4 protein-coding genes are annotated in these 2,011 nt (G+C 56.5%); 2 read left to right on the top strand and 2 right to left on the bottom strand.

Features of this window, described 5'->3' with window-relative positions; all coding sequences use genetic code 11:
• Positions 1–95 precede the first annotated feature (95 nt).
• Both ACSFBC_RS28420 and ACSFBC_RS28415 read right to left on the bottom strand, forming a co-directional pair.
• On the bottom strand, positions 96–599 hold the full coding sequence (locus ACSFBC_RS28420; protein WP_435513677.1) for a hypothetical protein: 504 nt from the start codon (positions 597–599) through the stop codon (positions 96–98).
• Complete coding sequence (locus tag ACSFBC_RS28415; RefSeq protein ID WP_183026992.1) at positions 596–883, bottom strand: hypothetical protein; 288 nt, start codon at positions 881–883, stop codon at positions 596–598. Before ACSFBC_RS28415 ends, ACSFBC_RS28420 begins: the two co-directional genes overlap by 4 nt.
• Before the next feature lie 287 nt (positions 884–1,170).
• On the opposite strand from ACSFBC_RS28415, the gene ACSFBC_RS28410 reads away from it, so the two are divergent.
• Positions 1,171–1,440 (top strand): helix-turn-helix domain-containing protein, encoded by a 270-nt coding sequence (locus tag ACSFBC_RS28410; protein WP_435513676.1) that lies wholly within the window; start codon positions 1,171–1,173, stop codon positions 1,438–1,440.
• Positions 1,441–1,475: 35 nt separating this feature from the next.
• Positions 1,476–2,003, top strand: coding sequence for a hypothetical protein (locus tag ACSFBC_RS28405; RefSeq protein WP_435513675.1), 528 nt, complete (start codon positions 1,476–1,478; stop codon positions 2,001–2,003).
• The last annotated feature ends 8 nt before the right edge of the window (positions 2,004–2,011 follow it).

The raw sequence follows: 2,011 nt of genomic DNA, 5'->3' as shown, positions 1-2,011 counted from the left end.
GACGACTACAGGGGGTGGTTGGTGTCGCATCGTGCTCATCGAACCACCTCACCGAATCGACTCCAGCCCGGCATTGCACCGGGCCGCTATCCAGTTCAGGGACCGAAGATCTTCCGAACGATCGACGGTCCGAGCAGTCCCGTCAGAAACGGATGGCGCTCGACGATCTTCTTACCTTGTGCATACGCGCTGGACTCCTCGACCCTGTCGCCAAGCTCTTGCAGACCGTCGAGAAGCGCCCGTTGACGGTCGTCCTCGCGCTCCATCCGCCGGCTGTCGGCCTTGACGACGGCGTCGATCCCTTGCCTGATCGACCACTCGGCTTCCATCTCGACCTTGGTCTGGTCTGAGACGAGGCGATCGAACTCAGGATGGTCCCGGCCATGGTTCCGCTGGACATGCTCCTCGGCTTTCTTCTTGGCCTCCTCTGTATAGCCCTCCTCCATCTCCTCGTAATCCATCAGGTAGTTGAGCCGCTCCTCATAGAGATCGAACTCCTTGTTCGACATCTTGTAGCCCTTCACCAACTCGACGAGTTCCGGGTACGTTTGGCACATCATGACCGCCTGCTGGAACGGCACGCCGTTAATCATGTTCATTTCGCGGTTCCCACATCAGTGATTCGGTTTTTCACGATCGGATTCATCGGGTCCATCGAACACACCACCACGCGAGATACCGACTTGAACTCGCCACCGAGTACGAGCGGTTGCCTCTTCTTCTGCCCGGGCTGCAGCCCTGCAAGGTCAGTGATCGCGTAGTTGGTCAGTTCCGCACCGTCTTTGTTGTAGCCCCACGCACGCGGGTAACCAGACAGGACTCGTTGTGTCGTGTTCTCGAAGGTGCAGTACGGGTTGACTGACTCGACCTTGCAGTCGGACATGCGAAGTGGTTCCGGACACATCGCGATCTCGTAGTTCGGCTTGGACGCTTGGAAGCACCCTGCAAGCATGAGGACGCTGACGGCGGATGCCACAGCACAGATAGTTCTCTTGGAAATGATGTTCTCCTCGATTCGTTGACTTGAAGATGAGTTCGACCCGAGGGTGACCCTCGCGTCAAAGCCGCGACCTACTGGTTGCGATGCCGTTCAAGCAGCCGGCTCCCTCACTTTCCCGGCGTTCTTCGATACATTCAACGACAATCGCGGTACATGGACCGTGGCCTCATATGCATCATATCCGTAACGATCAAGGGGTGCCCAACCTCTCCAGTCACCGTCAAGATCCACAGCTCGTGGCCCTTGGCATGGCTATCCGGCGCTTGCGTCAGGCGAACGAGATCTCGCAGGAAAAACTCGCCCTGACGGCTGAACTCGACCGAAGCTATGTCGGACGTGTGGAGCGAGGAGACAACAACGTGGCGATGCTCACTTTGTCTCGGATCGCAGCGGCGCTGGGCGTCACGATGAGCGAGCTGCTAGTCGAAGCAGGTCTGTAGAGCGGATAGCGTCAGGTCTTCATTCGGAGCAGCAAGTGGAAACTTCCCCGTGGACAAGCCTCGAGATCGCAAAACTAGCGATCTCAACCCTCACCCCCCTACTCGTCTTGGTCCTCGGCATACGGATCAACAACTCCGTGAAGGCGTCAGAGCGGTCAAGCAGCCTTCGAAGTGACATTTACAAAGCGGTCGGCGGTGATTTGAACGACATCTATTCCTATCTGGCATTCGTCGGAGGATGGAAGCACCTCACGCCAGCGCAGGTGATCAAGCGGAAGCGAGCTGTCGATAAGGCGATGTACACGTACAAACCCTTCTTCTCGCAAGAATTGTTTTCGACCTACGATCGTTTCATGCATGAAGCGTTTGCACCATTCGGTGGCGCAGGGGAAGATGCTCGAATCCGAAGCGACATCTCGACGGAGGATGGCAACAGAAGGCTGTACGCGAAATCTTGGCTTCCTGTCTGGGACGATTGCTTCACACAAGAATGCAATAAGTTTGAACAGCGAAAGGCCTACGATCAGTTTCTCAAGCAGCTAGCTCGTGACTTAAAGGTCTAGGACTGGAG

This window comes from Variovorax frigidus (genome assembly GCF_051216515.1).
In the GTDB taxonomy this organism is placed as follows: Bacteria; Pseudomonadota; Gammaproteobacteria; order Burkholderiales; family Burkholderiaceae_C; genus Variovorax.
Note: the sequence above shows the minus strand (reverse complement) of the source record. Positions and strands in the feature narration are given on the sequence as shown.